The 15473-nt window shown below is 64.2% G+C and carries 14 protein-coding genes; 4 read left to right on the forward strand and 10 right to left on the reverse strand.

Annotated features, from left to right (window positions below):
* Positions 1–107 precede the first annotated feature (107 nt).
* On the forward strand, positions 108–1445 hold the full coding sequence (gene gltX / locus CFR76_RS06075; protein ID WP_110556322.1) for a glutamate--tRNA ligase: 1338 nt from the start codon (positions 108–110) through the stop codon (positions 1443–1445).
* A gap of 107 nt (positions 1446–1552) precedes the next feature.
* Here the strand turns inward: gltX and CFR76_RS06080 are convergent, their stop codons facing one another.
* From CFR76_RS06080 to rpsD, 4 genes are all read right to left on the reverse strand, one after another.
* Positions 1553–2329 carry an RNA methyltransferase gene (locus tag CFR76_RS06080; protein ID WP_025437531.1) on the reverse strand — a complete coding sequence of 259 codons (777 nt, stop codon included), beginning with the start codon at positions 2327–2329 and terminating at the stop codon, positions 1553–1555.
* A complete protein-coding gene (cysS, locus tag CFR76_RS06085) occupies positions 2326–3705 on the reverse strand; it encodes a cysteine--tRNA ligase (protein ID WP_110556324.1) in 1380 nt (459 codons plus the stop codon). The genes CFR76_RS06080 and cysS overlap by 4 nt, the downstream gene beginning before the upstream one ends.
* Positions 3706–3791: 86 nt before the next feature.
* The gene (prfC, locus tag CFR76_RS06090; RefSeq protein ID WP_110556325.1) at positions 3792–5342 is read right to left on the reverse strand and encodes a peptide chain release factor 3; all 1551 of its coding nucleotides are present in this window, start codon (positions 5340–5342) and stop codon (positions 3792–3794) included.
* 133 nt (positions 5343–5475) lie between these two features.
* Positions 5476–6093: a 30S ribosomal protein S4 gene (gene rpsD, locus CFR76_RS06095; protein ID WP_025437534.1), complete on the reverse strand. Its 618-nt coding sequence runs from the start codon at positions 6091–6093 to the stop codon at positions 5476–5478.
* A 316-nt stretch (positions 6094–6409) separates the two neighbouring features.
* Here rpsD and CFR76_RS06100 point away from each other — a divergent pair, with 316 nt between their 5' ends.
* Positions 6410–6958, forward strand: coding sequence for an HdeD family acid-resistance protein (locus CFR76_RS06100; protein WP_110556326.1), 549 nt, complete (start codon positions 6410–6412; stop codon positions 6956–6958).
* Here the strand turns inward: CFR76_RS06100 and CFR76_RS06105 are convergent.
* Positions 6937–7710, reverse strand: a complete 774-nt coding sequence (locus CFR76_RS06105; protein WP_110556327.1) for an NADPH-dependent F420 reductase — start codon at positions 7708–7710, stop codon at positions 6937–6939. The genes CFR76_RS06100 and CFR76_RS06105 overlap by 22 nt on opposite strands.
* Before the next feature lie 122 nt (positions 7711–7832).
* Between CFR76_RS06105 and CFR76_RS06110 the strand changes: the two genes are divergently transcribed.
* Complete coding sequence (locus CFR76_RS06110) at positions 7833–8171, forward strand: hypothetical protein (RefSeq protein ID WP_110556328.1); 339 nt, start codon at positions 7833–7835, stop codon at positions 8169–8171.
* Between the two features lie 27 nt (positions 8172–8198).
* Here the strand turns inward: CFR76_RS06110 and CFR76_RS06115 are convergent, their stop codons facing one another.
* The 3 genes from CFR76_RS06115 to alaS all read right to left on the reverse strand — a co-directional run bounded on the left by CFR76_RS06115 (position 8199) and on the right by alaS (position 12732).
* Positions 8199–9182, reverse strand: a complete 984-nt coding sequence (locus CFR76_RS06115) for an endonuclease/exonuclease/phosphatase family protein (protein WP_244191806.1) — start codon at positions 9180–9182, stop codon at positions 8199–8201.
* Positions 9097–9789 (reverse strand): carbonic anhydrase, encoded by a 693-nt coding sequence (locus tag CFR76_RS06120; RefSeq protein WP_110556329.1) that lies wholly within the window; start codon positions 9787–9789, stop codon positions 9097–9099. The genes CFR76_RS06115 and CFR76_RS06120 overlap by 86 nt, the downstream gene beginning before the upstream one ends.
* Before the next feature lie 294 nt (positions 9790–10083).
* Positions 10084–12732 (reverse strand): alanine--tRNA ligase, encoded by a 2649-nt coding sequence (alaS, locus tag CFR76_RS06125; RefSeq protein ID WP_110556330.1) that lies wholly within the window; start codon positions 12730–12732, stop codon positions 10084–10086.
* A gap of 167 nt (positions 12733–12899) precedes the next feature.
* Between alaS and CFR76_RS06130 the strand changes: the two genes are divergently transcribed.
* Positions 12900–13604, forward strand: a complete 705-nt coding sequence (locus CFR76_RS06130) for a TenA family protein (protein ID WP_110556393.1) — start codon at positions 12900–12902, stop codon at positions 13602–13604.
* On the opposite strand, the gene CFR76_RS06135 is transcribed toward CFR76_RS06130, so the two are convergent.
* Both CFR76_RS06135 and CFR76_RS06140 read right to left on the reverse strand, forming a co-directional pair.
* Positions 13526–14050, reverse strand: a complete 525-nt coding sequence (locus CFR76_RS06135; RefSeq protein ID WP_110556331.1) for a GtrA family protein — start codon at positions 14048–14050, stop codon at positions 13526–13528. The genes CFR76_RS06130 and CFR76_RS06135 overlap by 79 nt on opposite strands.
* A gap of 157 nt (positions 14051–14207) precedes the next feature.
* Positions 14208–15302, reverse strand: coding sequence for an OmpA family protein (locus tag CFR76_RS06140; RefSeq protein WP_110556332.1), 1095 nt, complete (start codon positions 15300–15302; stop codon positions 14208–14210).
* Positions 15303–15473: the final 171 nt, after the last annotated feature.

Genomic DNA, 15473 nt, shown 5'->3' on the forward strand with positions numbered 1-15473 from the left:
TGCAGGTCGGGCGTGTACCGGCCCAACCTTGTAGGGCTGGCGTATTCCACACCGTATTGCGCATGTGTTCTCTGGCATTCGGGGCGTAATCGCCGCATATAGGGGGCATGAAACTCCGTTTTGCGCCCAGCCCGACCGGGCTGATCCATGTCGGCAATGCGCGTCAGGCCATTGCCAATGCCCTGTTCGCCCGCCGCCACAAGGCCAGATTCCTGTTGCGCATTGACGATACCGATCGCGGTCGCTCGAAAGAGGAATACGTGCAGGCCCTGCAGGACGACCTGCGCTGGCTTGGCATTGGCTGGGACGAATTCGTGCGCCAGTCGGACCGGCTGGACCGTTACGCACTGGCCATTGAAAAGCTGAAGGCCAGCGGGCGGCTGTATCCGTGCTTCGAGAGTGAGCAGGAACTGGCGTCCAAGCGCGAGGCCCGCATCCGCATGCGCAAGCCGCCGGTCTATGACCGCGCCATGCTGCGCATGACGCCCCAGCAGCGCGCGCAGGCCGAAGCCAATGGCAAGGTGCCATACTGGCGCTTCAGGCTGTCCGACCATCGCACGGTGGAATGGAATGATCTGGTCATGGGACCGTCGCGCGTCAAGCTGCCCGCCATTTCCGACCCCGTTCTGGTGCGCGCGGACGGGACGGTGCTGTACACGCTGGCATCCGTCGTGGATGACATGGAACTGGGCATCACCCACATTATCCGGGGCGAGGACCATGTGACCAATACCGGCGTGCAGATCGACATTGCCGAGGCACTGGGGGCAAGGCGCAACCAGTTCACCTTCGCGCACCTGCCGCTGCTGCTGGACGAGGGCGGCGGCAAGCTGTCCAAGCGGTTTGACGGGCTGTCGATTCGCGCGCTGCGGCAGGACGGGGTCGAACCGTCGGCCATCGTGTCCTATCTCGCACGCTTGGGCAGTGCGGATGACCCGGCGCCGCTGTCGTTTGATGAACTGGCCAAGACTTATGACCTTGGCCGTGTCTCGCGCTCCGCCGCGCGGTTTGACATGCGGCAGCTCCTTGGCCTGAACCGCCGCATCATGCACGCCATGCCGTTTGAGGACATCCGCGCCCGCCTGCCAGAAGGCGCGACCGAAGCCTTCTGGCTGGCGGTGCGGGGCAATGTGGATATGGCGGGCGAACTGCGCCACTGGTGGGATGTCGTGGCCGGTGAGATCATCCCCCCGGTAATCGAGGAGGCCGACCGTCCCTTCCTGCTGCGCACACTGGAGTCGCTGCCTGCGGAACCATGGGATGAAACCACGTGGAAGACATGGACCACGGCCGTAAAGGACGCCACGGGCCGCACGGGGCGCGCCCTGTTCCACCCGTTGCGCCTTGCGCTGACGGGGGAGGAGAGCGGGCCGGAAATGCGCGACCTGCTGCCCCTTATGGGCCGGGCGCGCGTGGCCGACCGGCTGCAGGTCGCGGCGCGCTGATAAGAAAAAGCCCGGTTTCGCACCGGGCTTTTTTATGGAGAAGGTCCAGAAGTCATAAAAGTTTTTGGGTGCCGCCTTTTTTCAAAAAGGCGGCGTTCCGTGAAGCTTTACTCTTTTCGCGCCTTGCGCCCGCGCGACAGTTCCGTCACCACGCCGTGCAGCGTGCGCAGTTCCTGTTCCGTGACCTCGCCACGCAGGAAGAAGTGCCGCAGGTTGCGCACCATGCCCGGGCGCTTCTGTTCATTGCGCAGGAAACCGCATTCATCCAGATCGGCAATCAGGTGGCGCATGAAGTTGTCCAGCTCGCCACGGGTCGCCACATGCGTCTCGTTGGTCATGAGCGTGCGCGGCGGCGTATCGTCCGCCGCCATCCACCATTCATACGCCATGATCATCACCGCCTGCGCCAGGTTGAGCGACATGAACGCAGGATTGAGCGGATAGCGGATCAGCGCATCGGCGCGCGCCATGTCATCATTATCCAGCCCCGCGCGTTCGGGGCCGAACATCAGGCCGACCTTCAGCCCGCGATCGGTCATTTCGCGCAGTTCGGCCGCACCGCCGCGCGCGGTCAGCACCGGCTTGACGATATGGCGCGGGCGCGGGCAGGTGGCGAAGACATGGTGCAGGTCGGCCACCGCGTCATCCACCGTGTCAAACACCTGCGCGGATTCAAGGATACGGTCGGCACCGGACGCACTGCGCCACGCGCGTTCCTGTGGCCAGCCATCACGCGGGGCGACAATGCGCATGTGGAACAGCCCGCCATTGGCCATGGCGCGCGCCGTGGTGCCGATGTTCTCGGCCATCTGGGGCCGGACAAGGATCACGACCGGGCTGTTGCCGATGGGGCCGATATCCGCCCCGCCATCGCGGCCGGTCATGCTTGCCTCCATGTCGTGCCCTGTGGCCCGTCTTCCAGCACGATACCCTGTGCGGCAAGGGCGTTGCGGATTTCATCCGCGCGGGCAAAGTCACGCGCCTTGCGGGCGGCCAGCCGTTCTTCGATCAGGCGTTCGACATGGGCCGGGTCTACCTTCGCCCCGCCACGGAACCATGCCTCCGGTGTGTCCTGCAGCAGGCCGATCAGGTTGCCCGCGGCCTTCAGTTGCGCTGCGGCCCTGCTGTCACCCGTCATGGCCGCATCGGCCAGCGCGTGCATTTCCGCCAGGGCGCGGGGTGTGTTCAGGTCATCGCACAGCACCTGCACCACGCTGCCCGGCGCGGGCACGGAATCCTGCATGGGATCAAGGTTTTCCAATGCCCGGTAGAAGCGGTCAAGCATCTGCTTGGCCTCGTCCAGACCTTCCTGTGTAAAGTTCAGCACCGAACGGTACTGCGCGCGCAGCAGCAGCAGGCGCAGGGCTTCCGCCGGGGTATCACGCAGCACGTCGCGCACGGTCAGGAAGTTGCCGAGGGATTTCGACATCTTCTCCCCGTTCACCAGCAGCATGGCGTTATGCACCCAGTGATTGGCGAAGCGGCCATGCGGGTGGCAGCACATGCTCTGCGCGCGTTCGTTCTCGTGATGGGGGAACAGCAGGTCCGACCCGCCGCCATGGATATCGAAGCTTTCGCCCAGGTAACGCTGCGACATGGCCGAACATTCGATATGCCAGCCCGGGCGGCCCCGGCCCCACGGGCTGTCCCATCCCGGCGTCTGGTCATCGGACGGCTTCCACAGCACGAAATCACCCGGATCACGCTTGTAGGGGGCGACTTCCACCCGCGCGCCCGCGATCAGGTCATCGGGCGTGCGGCCCGACAGCGCGCCATAGGACGGGTAGGTGTTCACCGCGAACAGGACGTGTCCTTCGGCCTCATAGGCATGGCCGCTTTCGATCAGGCTGCGGATCATGTCCTGCATTTCACCGATATGATGGGTCGCGCGCGGCTCCACATCCGGTGGCAGGATGGACACGGCGGCCAGGTCCTCATGGAAATCGCGGATGGTGCGCGCGGTCAGGTCGGCAATGGATTCGCCATTGGCATGGGCGCGGGCGTTGATCTTGTCATCCACGTCCGTGATGTTGCGCACGTAGGTCACGTTTGGGTACAGGTGGCGCAGCAGGCGCACCAGCACATCGGCCGTGAGCATGGCGCGCAGGTTGCCGATATGCGCCAGGTCGTAGACCGTGGGGCCACAGTAATAGACCCGCACGTTGTCGGGTGCCAGCGGGACGAAGGGAACGGTGCTGCGCGTCCTGCTGTCGTGCAGATGCAGGCGGGGCAGGTGCGGGCGGGGCTGTGTGTCGGACATGATGCGCCTAGATGCGACAGACGGGCGGGATTAGGCAAGACCTCATCTGCGCCTGTAATGCGGGCCGGTTGCGCCAGCCCGCACGGTCAGGCGATTTCCTGCCCGATCTGCTTGATGTCATGGAATGTCAGGTCCGGGTTGCCTTCCGCCGTGCGCTTCATCATGAACGCTGACGACGCAAGGAAGACCGGGTCCCCATCAATATCATCCGCCATGGCCGTACGGTTGGCCATGCAGAAGGCTTCCAGCTTGTCACGCGGGCCGGTGACCCAGCGGGCCAGGTTGTAGGGCGTCGATTCGAAGCCGATCGCAACCCCGTATTCCCCCTTCAGCCGCGATTGCAGCACATCAAGCTGCAGCGTGCCGACCACGCCCACGATGGGTGGGGCGCCATCCTGCGGGCGGAACAACTGGACCACTCCTTCTTCCGCCAGTTCGGTCAGGGCCTGCCGCAGCTTCTTGGCCTTCATCGCGTCATCCAGCCGCACGCGGCGCAGGATCTCAGGTGCGAAATAGGGCACGCCGGTAAAGCGCAGGTCCTCGCCTTCGGTCAGCGTATCGCCAATGCGCAGCGTGCCGTGGTTGGGAATGCCCACCACGTCGCCCGCGAACGCTTCCTCGGCCAGTTGCCGGTCACGTGCGAAGAAGAACTGCGGCGTATGCAGCGCGAACTGCTTGCCAATGCGTACATGCTTGAGCCGCATGCCGCGTTGCAGCTTGCCCGAACAGATACGGGCAAAGGCCATGCGGTCGCGGTGGTTGGGGTCCATGTTGGCCTGGATCTTGAACACCAGCGCGGTCAGCGCCGGTTCATCGGCGCGCACGTTGCGTGTTTCCGTCGCCTGGTCGCGCGGCGGCGGGCCGAAGGCGGCCAGCGCGTCCAGCAGGTCGGTCACGCCGATCTCCTTCATCGCACTGCCGAAGAACACCGGCGTCAGGTGCCCTGCATTGAAGCTTTCAAGGTCGAATTCCGGTAGCGCCGCCTCAACCAGTTCCAGGTCCTCGCCCAACTGCACCATGCGCGGGTCGGTCTGGTCCAGCGGTTCGGTCACATGCAGTTCGCGGTGGCGGATATCGTAGGTGCCGACGAATTTGGCCGCCCGCCCCACCGGCCATGTAGCCGGCGAGACATCCAGCGCCAGCGAGGACGAGATTTCATCCAGCAGGGCAAACGGGTCCTGTGATTCGCGGTCCATCTTGTTGATGAAGGTGACGATGGGAATATCGCGCAGACGGCAGATCTCGAACAGCTTGCGCGTCCGCGCCTCGATGCCCTTGGCGGCGTCGATCACCATCACCGCGGCGTCCACCGCCGTCAGCGTGCGGTAGGTATCTTCGGAAAAGTCTTCATGGCCCGGCGTGTCGAGCAGGTTGAAGATGCAGCCGCCATATTCGAACGTCATGACCGAGGTCACGACGGAAATGCCACGGTCGCGCTCGATCCCCATCCAGTCCGAACGCGTGCGCCGCCGCTCGCCCTTGGCCCGCACGTTGCCTGCCATCTGGATCGCGCCACCGGCGCGCAGGATGCGTTCGGTCAGCGTGGTCTTGCCCGCATCAGGGTGCGAGATGATGGCGAATGTACGCCGCCGGGTAATTTCGGCGGCAAGCGGGGTATCGGCGGCGGTGGCGGTCATGGTCTTGCTCCATTCCTGCGGCTGGCCCGATGGACGGAAGGCGGAAGCGGGCAGGGGCCAGAAACGCGGACGCCGGACGCAGGGACAAAAGCCCCCACGCCCGGCGTCACGCCTGCCCGGTTCCGGGTAATGATCAGCGAGAGTAGAATTCGATGACCAGGTTCGGTTCCATCTGCACCGGATAGGGCACGTCCGACAGCTTGGGGCTGCGCAGGAACGACCCCTTCATCTGGCGGTGGTCCACTTCCATGTATTCCGGCACGTCGCGTTCGCCGCTCTGCGCCGCATCCAGCACGATCGCCAGCTGCTTGGACTTTTCACGGACTTCGATCACGTCGCCATCACGCACCAGGAAGGAGGGGATGTTGACCTTGCGACCGTTGACCGTGATGTGGCCATGGCTGATGAACTGACGCGCCGCGAACGGGGTGATCGCGAACTTCAGGCGGTACACGACCGCGTCCAGCCGGCGTTCCAGCAGGTCGATCAGGTTTTCGGAGGTATCGCCCTTGCGGCGGACGGCCTCGTCATAATACTTGCGGAACTGCTTTTCGCCGATGTTGCCGTAGTAGCCCTTCAGCTTCTGCTTGGCCATCAGCTGCACGGAGAAGTCGGAGGGCTTCTGCTTGCGGCGCTGGCCGTGCTGGCCGGGGCCGTATTCGCGCTTGTTGACCGGGGACTTCGCACGGCCCCACAGGTTTACGCCAAGGCGGCGGTTGATTTTATACTTGCTCTCAAGGCGCTTGCTCATCTGCGCGCTCTCTCTTCATTCATCTGCATGGCATGCGGCGGGACCGTATGGCCATGTCGTTGCACCGGTAGGTCCTGTTCCGCATGAACAGGACGGGCGCGATCCGTATTACCGGCACCGGGGAGCAATCACCCATGGGCACCAGCCGTACCGTCCACGTTCCCGGCAGTCGGGCGCGTATAGAAGTACTGTGCCCGTCCTGTCAATCACCGTCCGTCATGGCGCCGTGTCCAAAAGCCTGTATCGCACAGTGCCGCCGGCCTGTTATGAAACGGGAACCGGAAGAATACATTACAGGAATAAAGGGTTTTTGTGCATGGAAACGCCATTTACGCAGCGCTGGGGGCTGTTTGTCGGCCTGGGCGCCATATCGTTCGGCCTGGGCATCGTGGCGTGGGTGGATGCGCTGGCGGTGTCGCTGGCCAGCACCATCCTGCTTGGGGTGCTGCTGTTTGTCGCGGGCACGATCCAGCTTGTGCATGCCTTTGTCGTGCGTGACTGGAGCGGGCGCCTCATGTCCATCCTGGGGGGCGCGCTGTATATCCTTGCGGGTACGATGATGATGGAGGAACCGGCCACCGGCTCCCTGGTCATCACCATCTTCATTTCCGCCTGCCTGGTCGTATCCGGCATCGGGCGCATCATCATGGCGTTCCAGCAGCGCGGGCTGCAGGGCTGGTGGCTGATCGGGCTTGGTGGCCTGATCAGCCTGCTGGTGGGGGTGTGCCTGTATGTGACGCTGCCGTGGTCGGGGCTGTGGCTGATCGGCACGTTTGTCGCGGTTGAACTGATTGCCGCGGGCATTGGCTGGATCCAGTTTGGCCTTGCCCTGCGGCAGGCCGCCTACATCCCGCCCGAGAACTGAGCGGCCAGGTTCCGGTCAACGGGATTGTCGGCCGAAACCCCCAGCAGGTTGCGCAGGTCGGTGGCGTTCATCCGGGCCTCGAATCCGGGGTTGCCGGGCTGGAACAGCATGGCCGTCGAAAGCGGGCCGACCATGACGGGGTCGAACCCCGCGTCATGGATCAGCCAGCCCGCCACATACAGCGCCTGCACCACGTCGCCCGCCATGGGCAGGGCCAGGCGGGGCGGCGTGCGGAATGTCTCGGCCTCCAGCGTGGTCATGTCCTCGGAATTGAAGGCCCGTACCACCGATGCCTGCGGGAACAGCGCCTGCGTGGTGATGCCCGCCCCCTTGCGCAGCGCCAGCCGCCCGATCTTCCCGTCCCGCCAGCCATAGGGATTGGTCGGGTCGATCAGCGGCTTGGTGCCCACGATCGTCCCGATGGTGTGCCGTAGCTGGGGCAGCGCGCCATAGGGGACCGCCAGCACCACGGCGTCGCCAAACTTCGCCGCTTCCTGCGGGGTGCCCTCACGCGCGAGGGGGTAGAGTTCCGACGCCAGTTTTTTCGCAGGCCCCTTATGGATGTCGGAAAACATGACCTGGTGCCCCGCCCGGGTCCACAGATGCCCCAGCGTGCTGCCGACATGGCCCGACCCGATCATGCCGATACGCAGGGGCCGGCGTGCCTGCGCCACCCCCGGCAGGCCGGCGGGCAGCAGCGTAGCCAGTGCGGCAAGCAGGCCGTGTCGGCGGGTCAGTTTCAGGGCTGGCATGCATCTCTCCTGTTCTGGCGGCATGTGGTAGTATGGCACGGGATGGCCTGATCCTATGGTTGGTTCTTTGCCGACCTGTCGATATATGGCACAGACTTGGCTGAAGCAGGAGTACAGCGTCAATGACCGATACCCCCGATCAGGACCGGACCACAGTCGCGCAGTCCGCTGTTCCCGCAGGCGTGGCGCACCCTGTGGAGGCCCTGCATGAAGCCGTGCAGGAAGATGAGGCGGCGCTTGCGGCCACCGCCATTCCCGATCCCGGCCCGGTGCCCGAGGCCCAGGCACATGTCGGGCCGACCGACAGTGACGCCGTGGCGACCAGTCAGGCGGCCGCCATGGCCACCGAATTCATGCCTTACAAGGAACTGTTCCAGCTCATGGGGGCGATCGTGTTTGTTCTGATCGTGCTGGCGGTGGGGTGGAACGCCATGCATGCGTCGGGTATCTGGCCGGAATGACTGGCTGGCCTGTTCATACCGCCTGCATCAGGGGAGTGAAAGCCTGACCGATACGGGACAGTGATCGGACAGGCGCGTGGGATCATCATGTCCGTTTTCGCGGTACAGCATGACGCGCAGGCTGTCCGGCCGCAGCCATTCACGCGCGGGGCCGCCTGCGATGATATGGTCGATGAAATAACGCCCCTGCGCGCAGGGGCTGGCGTGGCCCGATGTCGCCAGCGCCAGCGGGCCGTTTTCAGACAGTGCCCGCCATGCGGGATCGTCAGGCGCCAGCAGGCGGTTGAAATCCCCCATTACGACAAAGGCTTCCCCTTCGTCCTGCCGTTCCATGATCCAGTCCTGAACGATCGCGATCTGGCGCATCAGCGTCTGGCAGGCAGGCTTGCGGTCCGTCTGCCGCGAATCGCGGCATCCCGCCTTCAGGTGCACCACCAGCACGCGCACGCTGTCCGTACCCTGTCCTATCGTCAGGTCCAGCCCGGCGCGCAGGTGATGGGGGGCGGAAGGGGGATAGACATCCAGCGCCGTGACATCCGCATGCCGCACGACCGCAAGGTCCGCGCGCACCGCAAGCGCCACCTTCTGCACGACAGGGTCATTGGAGATGAAGATGCGGTAGTGCTGCGCGGGAAACAGCCGGGCTGCAAGCTGCGGGCTGTCAATTTCCTCCAGCGCCGCGATATCGGGGGCAAGGCGGCTGGCATAATGCGCCAGCCGGTCCAGTTCCGCCGGTGTGCGCGGCGTGACATCGGCGGGCAGGGCAGGGTCGCCCTGCGGGCGCGTGGTTAGCCATTCAAGGTTCCATGTGGAAAGCTTGAGGCTGCCGGTAGCCCCCGCGCCAACAGGCAGGGCGGCCAGCGCAAGGGCTGCGGCCAGGCCCGGCCATGCCTGCCGCAGTCCCCACGTGGAAAGGGGGCCGGGATTATGGCGTGGTGGTATCAGCCGCCTGCTGCGCCTGCAGCTTGGCGATGGCTTCGTCCACGTGGATGAACGTGCGTGACGTTTCATCCAGCACCACAACTTCCCCGCTGGCAATGTCATAGAACCATCCCTGCAACGTCAGGGTGCCGCGGGCAAGCCCTGCCGCGACGGCGGGATGGGTGCGCAGGTGCGCGATCTGCAACTGCACGTTCTGTTCGGACAGGCTGCGCACGCTGGCGGGACCGGCGTCGGATGCTTCCAGCACGGCGCGCGCGGCTTCGGCATTGCGCAGCCAGCTTGCGACGGTGGGCATTTTCGCAAGCTTGGTGGGGTCGGGGTCCAGCAGCGCCTTCATCGCGCCGCAGTTGGAATGGCCGCATACGATGATATGCGAAACCTTCAGCGCGCTTACGGCATATTCAATGGCGGATGACACGCCCCCCAGCATTTCCCCATAGGCGGGCACGATATTGCCGATGTTGCGCAGCACGAACAGGTCGCCCGGCTGGGTCTGCGTGATCATGCTGGGGTTTACCCGGCTGTCGGCGCAGGCGATGAACAGCGTGTCGGGGGACTGGCTTTCCGCCAGGCTTGCGAACAGTTCACGGTTCTGCGGAAAGACTTCGGTATTGAACCGCTCCACGCCATGCAGCAGGTCAATAAGGGTATCGCGGGCGGTATGGGTAGCGGCCATTGTAAAATCCTGTCACCTGAATGTCCGGATAAAGACAGATCCGCCCGCCGCAATGACGTTGCGGCACAATCCGGCGGCTGGGGTGGTATCCCATGATAGCTGTATCATGGGAACACCTGTGGGGCACAACTGTTTCTTCATGCGGGTTTGTGGAAATACTATGTAACCACAATATAATTAAGAAACATTCACTTCCTGTATTGCAGTATTCATGCATCGCGGGCGGGGGCGTACAGCACAACGGCGCACAGGGTGCGCCGTTGCGTGTCCGTTGCGTGTAAATGGGGCCGTGGGTCAGGCCGCCCCGCCCGCCATGGCGGTGCGCACGGCGTCGAGTGCGGCCTCCACCTTGCTGGTGTCCGGGCCGCCAGCCTGCGCCATGTCGCGACGGCCACCGCCGCCCTTGCCACCCATGGCGGTGCTGGCCGCGCGGACCAGGGTTACGGCGTCCACCTTTTCCGCCAGGTCAGGGGTAGCGGCGACCACGATGCTGCCCTTGCCATCGGCGGTGGAGATCAGGGCGATCACGCCCGACCCGATTTCGTTCCGCAGGGAATCGGCCAGCGGCTTGAGTTCCTTGGGCGGCAGTTCACCCACGTTGCGGGCATCGAGCCTGATGCCGTTGATTTCCACGATCGATGCCGCCGACTGGCTGCCCGATGCCAGCTTGCGCTGCAGGTCGGAAATCTGGCGCTCCATCACCTTGCGCTCTTCCAGCAGCACCGCAAGGCGCTCGGGGGCTTCGGCAGGCGGCACGCGCATCATGGCGGCCACCTGGTTCAGGCGTTCCTCGGTAGCGATGGTGGCGTTCTGCGCGGCAAGGCCGGTTACGGCCTCGATCCGCCGCACGCCCGATGACACGCCACTTTCGGACGTGATGCGGAACAGGCCGATATCGCCGGTGCGGCGCACATGGGTGCCGCCACACAGTTCGATCGACCAGCCCGCGCGCCCGTCTTCCGGGCCGCCCATGGACACCACGCGGACCTCATCGCCGTATTTCTCGCCAAACAGGGCCATGGCGCCCTGTTCAATGGCTTCTTCGGGCGTCATGTGGCGGGTGGTGACGTCCGTGTTTTCACGGATTCGGGCGTTCACCTCGGCCTCGATATCCGCCAGTTCCTCTGGCGTGATCGGGCGGGGCTGGCTGACGTCGAAGCGCAGGCGGTCGGGCGCGTTCAGGCTGCCCTTCTGCGTGACATGATCGCCCAGGCGGCGGCGCAGGGCCTCGTGCAGCAGGTGGGTGGCGGAATGGTGCGCGCGGATGGCACCGCGGCGGGCATGGTCAACCTGAGCCGTGACCGCCATGCCGGGCTTGACCGTGCCTTCGATGACCGTGCCGTAATGCACCAGCAGGTCGCCCAGCTTCTTCTGTGTGTCGGTAATGGCGATATGCAGCCCGGGTGCGGTGATGGTGCCGGTGTCGCCCACCTGACCACCGCTTTCGCCATAGAACGGGGTCTGGTTCAGCAGCAGGGCCACCTTGGTGCCCGGTCCGGCGCTGTCCACCTGCGCGTTATCCACGACCACGGTCTGGACCTCGGCATCCGAGGTCTCGGTCGTGTAGCCAAGGAATTCGCTGGCGCCGAAGGTATCGCGCGCCTCGAACCATACGGTTTCGGTGGCGCTGTCGCCCGACCCGCTCCATGCCGCGCGGGCGCGCTTGCGCTGCACGTCCATGGCCTCGTTGAAGCCTTCAACGTCCACGCCATGGCTGGTGCCGCGCAGGGCGTCCTGTGTCAGGTCAAGCGGGAAGCCGAACGTGTCATATAGCTTGAAGGCTACGGCGCCGGGCAGGGGCGCGCCATCGCCAAGGTGCGCCGTCTCGTCCGCCAGCAGCGACAGCCCACGGTCCAGCATGGCCTTGAAGCGTTCTTCCTCGCCCTTCATCGTCCCTTCGATCAGGGCGCGGGCATGGACCAGTTCGGGATAGGCTTCGCCCATCTGCCGGATCAGCGCGGGAACCAGCTTGTAGAATGTCGGTTCCGTCGTGCCCATCATGTGCAGATGGCGCATGGCGCGGCGCATGATGCGGCGCAGGACGTAGCCCCGCCCGTCCTTGGACGGCAGCACGCCATCGGCAATCAGGAACGAGGTGGAGCGCAGGTGGTCGGCCACCACGCGGTGGCTGGCGTTGAACGGCCCGTCCGGGTCCTGCCCGGTTACTTCGGCCGAGGCCAGGATCAGGGCGCGGAAGGTATCGGTGTCGTAGTTGTCGCGCTTGCCCTGCAGGATGGCCGCAAAGCGTTCCAGCCCCAGCCCGGTGTCGATGGACGGGCGCGGCAGCGGCGAGCGCGTGCCGGGCGGGTTTTCGAAATACTGCATGAACACGAGGTTCCAGATCTCGGTAAACCGGTCGCCGTCCTCATCAGGGGAACCGGGCGGGCCGCCCGCCACTTCGGGGCCGTGGTCGTAGAAGATTTCGGAACACGGGCCGCATGGACCCGTATCCCCCATGCGCCAGAAATTGTCGGAGGTGGGAATGCGGATGATCCGGTCATCGGACAGGCCCGCGATCCTGCGCCACAGGCTGGCGGCTTCCTCGTCATCGGCATAGACGGTGGTCAGCAGCTTTTCGCGGGGCAGGCCGAACGTGCCGGTCACCAGTTTCCAGGCCAGTTCGATGGCTTCGGCCTTGAAATAATCCCCGAACGAGAAATTGCCCATCATCTCGAAAAACGTGTGATGGCGGGCGGTGTAGCCCACATTGTCCAGGTCGTTGTGCTTGCCGCCCGCGCGCACGACCTTCTGGGCCGTGGTGGCGCGGGAATAGGGGCGCGTTTCCTGCCCGGTGAACACGTTCTTGAACTGCACCATACCAGCATTGGTAAACAGCAGCGTCGGATCGTTGTGCGGCACCAGGGACGAGGACGGCACGATCTGATGCCCGTTCCCCGCGAAATAGTCGAGGAAGGTGGCACGAATGTCGTTTGTTGTGGGCATGGCGGGAAACAGACGATCCTGTATTGAAGGTATAGATGTAAAACCGGTTTCATTCACCTAGCGCACGTAGCGCCAGACCGGAAGCACGAACATGCGTGTTGCACCCATATGGCTGTTGCGTGCCATGCGCGGCGCAGGGTGGGCAGGCCCAGCAGGAGACAGGAAACATGACCGGAGAATGGCAGGCGGAACGGGACTGGCCGCTGCTGACGCAGGGGCTTGCTGGCCGCCTGCGCCATGACAGCATGGCGCAGTGGCTGGATTTTGTGGACCATCCGTTCGTGCATGGCGTGGCGGATGGCACGCTGGCGGTGGCGGCGTTCCGCAACTTCCTGATCCAGGATTATCTCTACCTGATCCAGTACGCCCGCGCCTGCGCCCTGCTGGTTCACAAGTCGGATACCCTTGCGGGCATGCGGCATGCGGCCGGCCTGCTGTCGGGCATACTGGATACCGAACTGTCCATGCATGTGGGCTACTGCCGCCAGTGGGGGATAGGGGACCCGGCGCTGGAACAGGCGGAGGAATCGATCGAATTACTTGCCTACAGCCGCTTTATACTTGACCGTGCCCAGACGGGCGACATGCTCGACCTGCTGGTGACGCTGGCCCCATGCCTGATCGGGTATGCCGAGGTGGGCGCACGCCTGCACGCCAGCCCGCGCACGCTGCGCGAGGGCAATCCGTACTGGTCATGGATCGCGTTATATGGCGGGGATGAATATACCGCGCTGGTGGAAGATGGGGTCCGCCGGCTGGATGTGGTGGGCGCGGCCTATGGCGCGCAGGCCCGTTATCCGAGCTTGCTGCGGGAATTCACGACCGCCGTGCGGCTGGAAACCGTATTCTGGACTACGGCGCGTTCAGGCTGAAACGGGACGATTTCCGCCGTCTTGCGTTCGGGGTGGGTGGATTCGGGATGGAAAACGAGCTTCCGGCTGATATGGAAGTTCGCCATCATGCCCGCTGCCGCCCCGGCCGCCAGCGCCAGCACCGGATAGGTCTTGAATATGGGGGAAAGGTGGAACAGCGTGAAGACGCAGCCGCGGTTCAGGAAAAAGCCCAGTGAATTGCCCGCAAGGAAACGCAGCCACTGGATGACGAAATGATGCTGGTTGCCCACGTTGCGGAAGGTCCACAGGCGGTTGATCAACCAGTTGATCGACGCCGCGATGAAATACGCGGCGATCGTCGCAATCGTCAGCCCCACGAAGGGGCGAAGGCTGTAAACCGTTCCCGTATCCCAACACAGCCCCAGAAGCCCGACAACGCCAAATTTCAGGAACTGTGTAATTTTCTGGGAAGAGAGATTTGGCAAGACATCATCCTTATGCCCGTAGACAGGCGATAGTCACATGGGCAGGCCTGCATGTGACATCGAGGCACCGCGCTGCGCGAATATCTCATACGGTATAACACTATGGGAATGGAAGGGGAAAAGAGGCAGATCAATGCCTCCTTTCATTTCCTTACACTTAGTGCAGGATGATCTCGACACGGCGGTTCTGGGGTTCACGCGTGTCGGGGCCGGTGGGCACCAGCGGGTGGGCTTCGCCATAGCCATGGATGTCGATGGCGTTGGCGGGCACGCCATCACGGATCAGCTCGGCCTTCACGCTGTCCGCACGACGCATGGACAGGCCAAGGTTGTACTTCTCACCCCGTGGGCCGGGATGGGCGGCTGAATTATCGGTATAGCCATTGACCTCGATGCGGGTCGTCTGGACATGGGTCGAGGCCTGGGCGGCTTCCGCCACGATCTCACGCGCACGGCCGGTAAGGGCTGCGCCATCCCAGTCGAAGAACACCAGGTAGGTCCGGGCCGCGGTCGGTGCGGGGGGGACGGCGGCAGGGGCCGGCGGCGGCGGCGGTGGCGCGCTGTTGAACGCGTAGCGGACGCCAACGATGAACTGGTGGTTGAAGCGGTGGTCGAAGCTGGCGTGACCCGTTCCGTCCGGCCCACTGGCGGTGTAGTTGCCCATGGTGAAGGACGAGGGCTGGCCAATCATGCGGTATTCGCCAGTCAACTGCAGGCCGGCGATGCCGGGAATGTCGTAGGCCGCACCGACAATGCCCTGATAGGCGAATCCACCCTTGGTGCCGCTCAGGCTGCGACCGGGGGTATTGCCTACCGTCACGTCATGCGCGTTCTGCCACAGGTAACCGGCGCCGACGCCGACGAACGGCGTTACGGGCACATCAATGTTGAACAGGCGCTTCAGGTCGATGTCATACAGCACATTGACAAAACCGCCATAGGAACGGTCGCTTCCCCGGTCGCCACGGGATTTGCTGTAGACTTCGGACCAGTTGTAGTCCCCTTCCACCTCTGCCCGCAGGCCATTGCCAAAGCCCCAGCCAACGGCGCCAAAGCCGGTCCAGCCATGCCGGTGGCCCAGTTTTTCACGCCCGGGGCCATCTTCCGTGTCAGCGAAGTGGCCATGCTGGGTCTGTGTCAGGTTATAGCCGCCGCCGATATCGACATACGGGCCGGTAATGGTCGTGGCCTTGGCGGCCAGCGGTGTTGCGGCCAGCAGGCTTGTTGCCAGCAGGGCAGAACGGAGACGCATATGTTCGTCCTTCCTCACATTATTGCTTCTTTACAGGTCATGCAGCGTGCGCGGGCTGCGCAGACCTGCCAGTCCATCACCCTTAAACACGGTGTACCGCCTGTAGTTGCGTGCCCTTGATGTTGTCTGGCAGCATAAAAGGCGCATTGTTACAGACATGCACGGGGCTGG

The sequence above is a fragment of the Komagataeibacter swingsii genome (assembly GCF_003207895.1).
Taxonomy (GTDB): Bacteria; Pseudomonadota; Alphaproteobacteria; order Acetobacterales; family Acetobacteraceae; genus Komagataeibacter; species Komagataeibacter swingsii.

Bases quoted from the DNA above. Each gene is read 5' to 3' on its own strand.
- gltX (WP_110556322.1), top strand. From the start codon at position 108: ATGAAACTCCGTTTTGCGCCCAGCCCGACCGGGCTGATCCATGTCGGC.
- CFR76_RS06080 (WP_025437531.1), bottom strand. From the start codon at position 2,329: ATGACCGGCCGCGATGGCGGGGCGGATATCGGCCCCATCGGCAACAGC.
- cysS (WP_110556324.1), bottom strand. From the start codon at position 3,705: ATGTCCGACACACAGCCCCGCCCGCACCTGCCCCGCCTGCATCTGCAC.
- prfC (WP_110556325.1), bottom strand. From the start codon at position 5,342: ATGACCGCCACCGCCGCCGATACCCCGCTTGCCGCCGAAATTACCCGG.
- rpsD (WP_025437534.1), bottom strand. From the start codon at position 6,093: ATGAGCAAGCGCCTTGAGAGCAAGTATAAAATCAACCGCCGCCTTGGC.
- CFR76_RS06100 (WP_110556326.1), top strand. From the start codon at position 6,410: ATGGAAACGCCATTTACGCAGCGCTGGGGGCTGTTTGTCGGCCTGGGC.
- CFR76_RS06105 (WP_110556327.1), bottom strand. From the start codon at position 7,710: ATGCCAGCCCTGAAACTGACCCGCCGACACGGCCTGCTTGCCGCACTG.
- CFR76_RS06110 (WP_110556328.1), top strand. From the start codon at position 7,833: ATGACCGATACCCCCGATCAGGACCGGACCACAGTCGCGCAGTCCGCT.
- CFR76_RS06115 (WP_244191806.1), bottom strand. From the start codon at position 9,182: ATGAAACGTCACGCACGTTCATCCACGTGGACGAAGCCATCGCCAAGC.
- CFR76_RS06120 (WP_110556329.1), bottom strand. From the start codon at position 9,789: ATGGCCGCTACCCATACCGCCCGCGATACCCTTATTGACCTGCTGCAT.
- alaS (WP_110556330.1), bottom strand. From the start codon at position 12,732: ATGCCCACAACAAACGACATTCGTGCCACCTTCCTCGACTATTTCGCG.
- CFR76_RS06130 (WP_110556393.1), top strand. From the start codon at position 12,900: ATGACCGGAGAATGGCAGGCGGAACGGGACTGGCCGCTGCTGACGCAG.
- CFR76_RS06140 (WP_110556332.1), bottom strand. From the start codon at position 15,302: ATGCGTCTCCGTTCTGCCCTGCTGGCAACAAGCCTGCTGGCCGCAACA.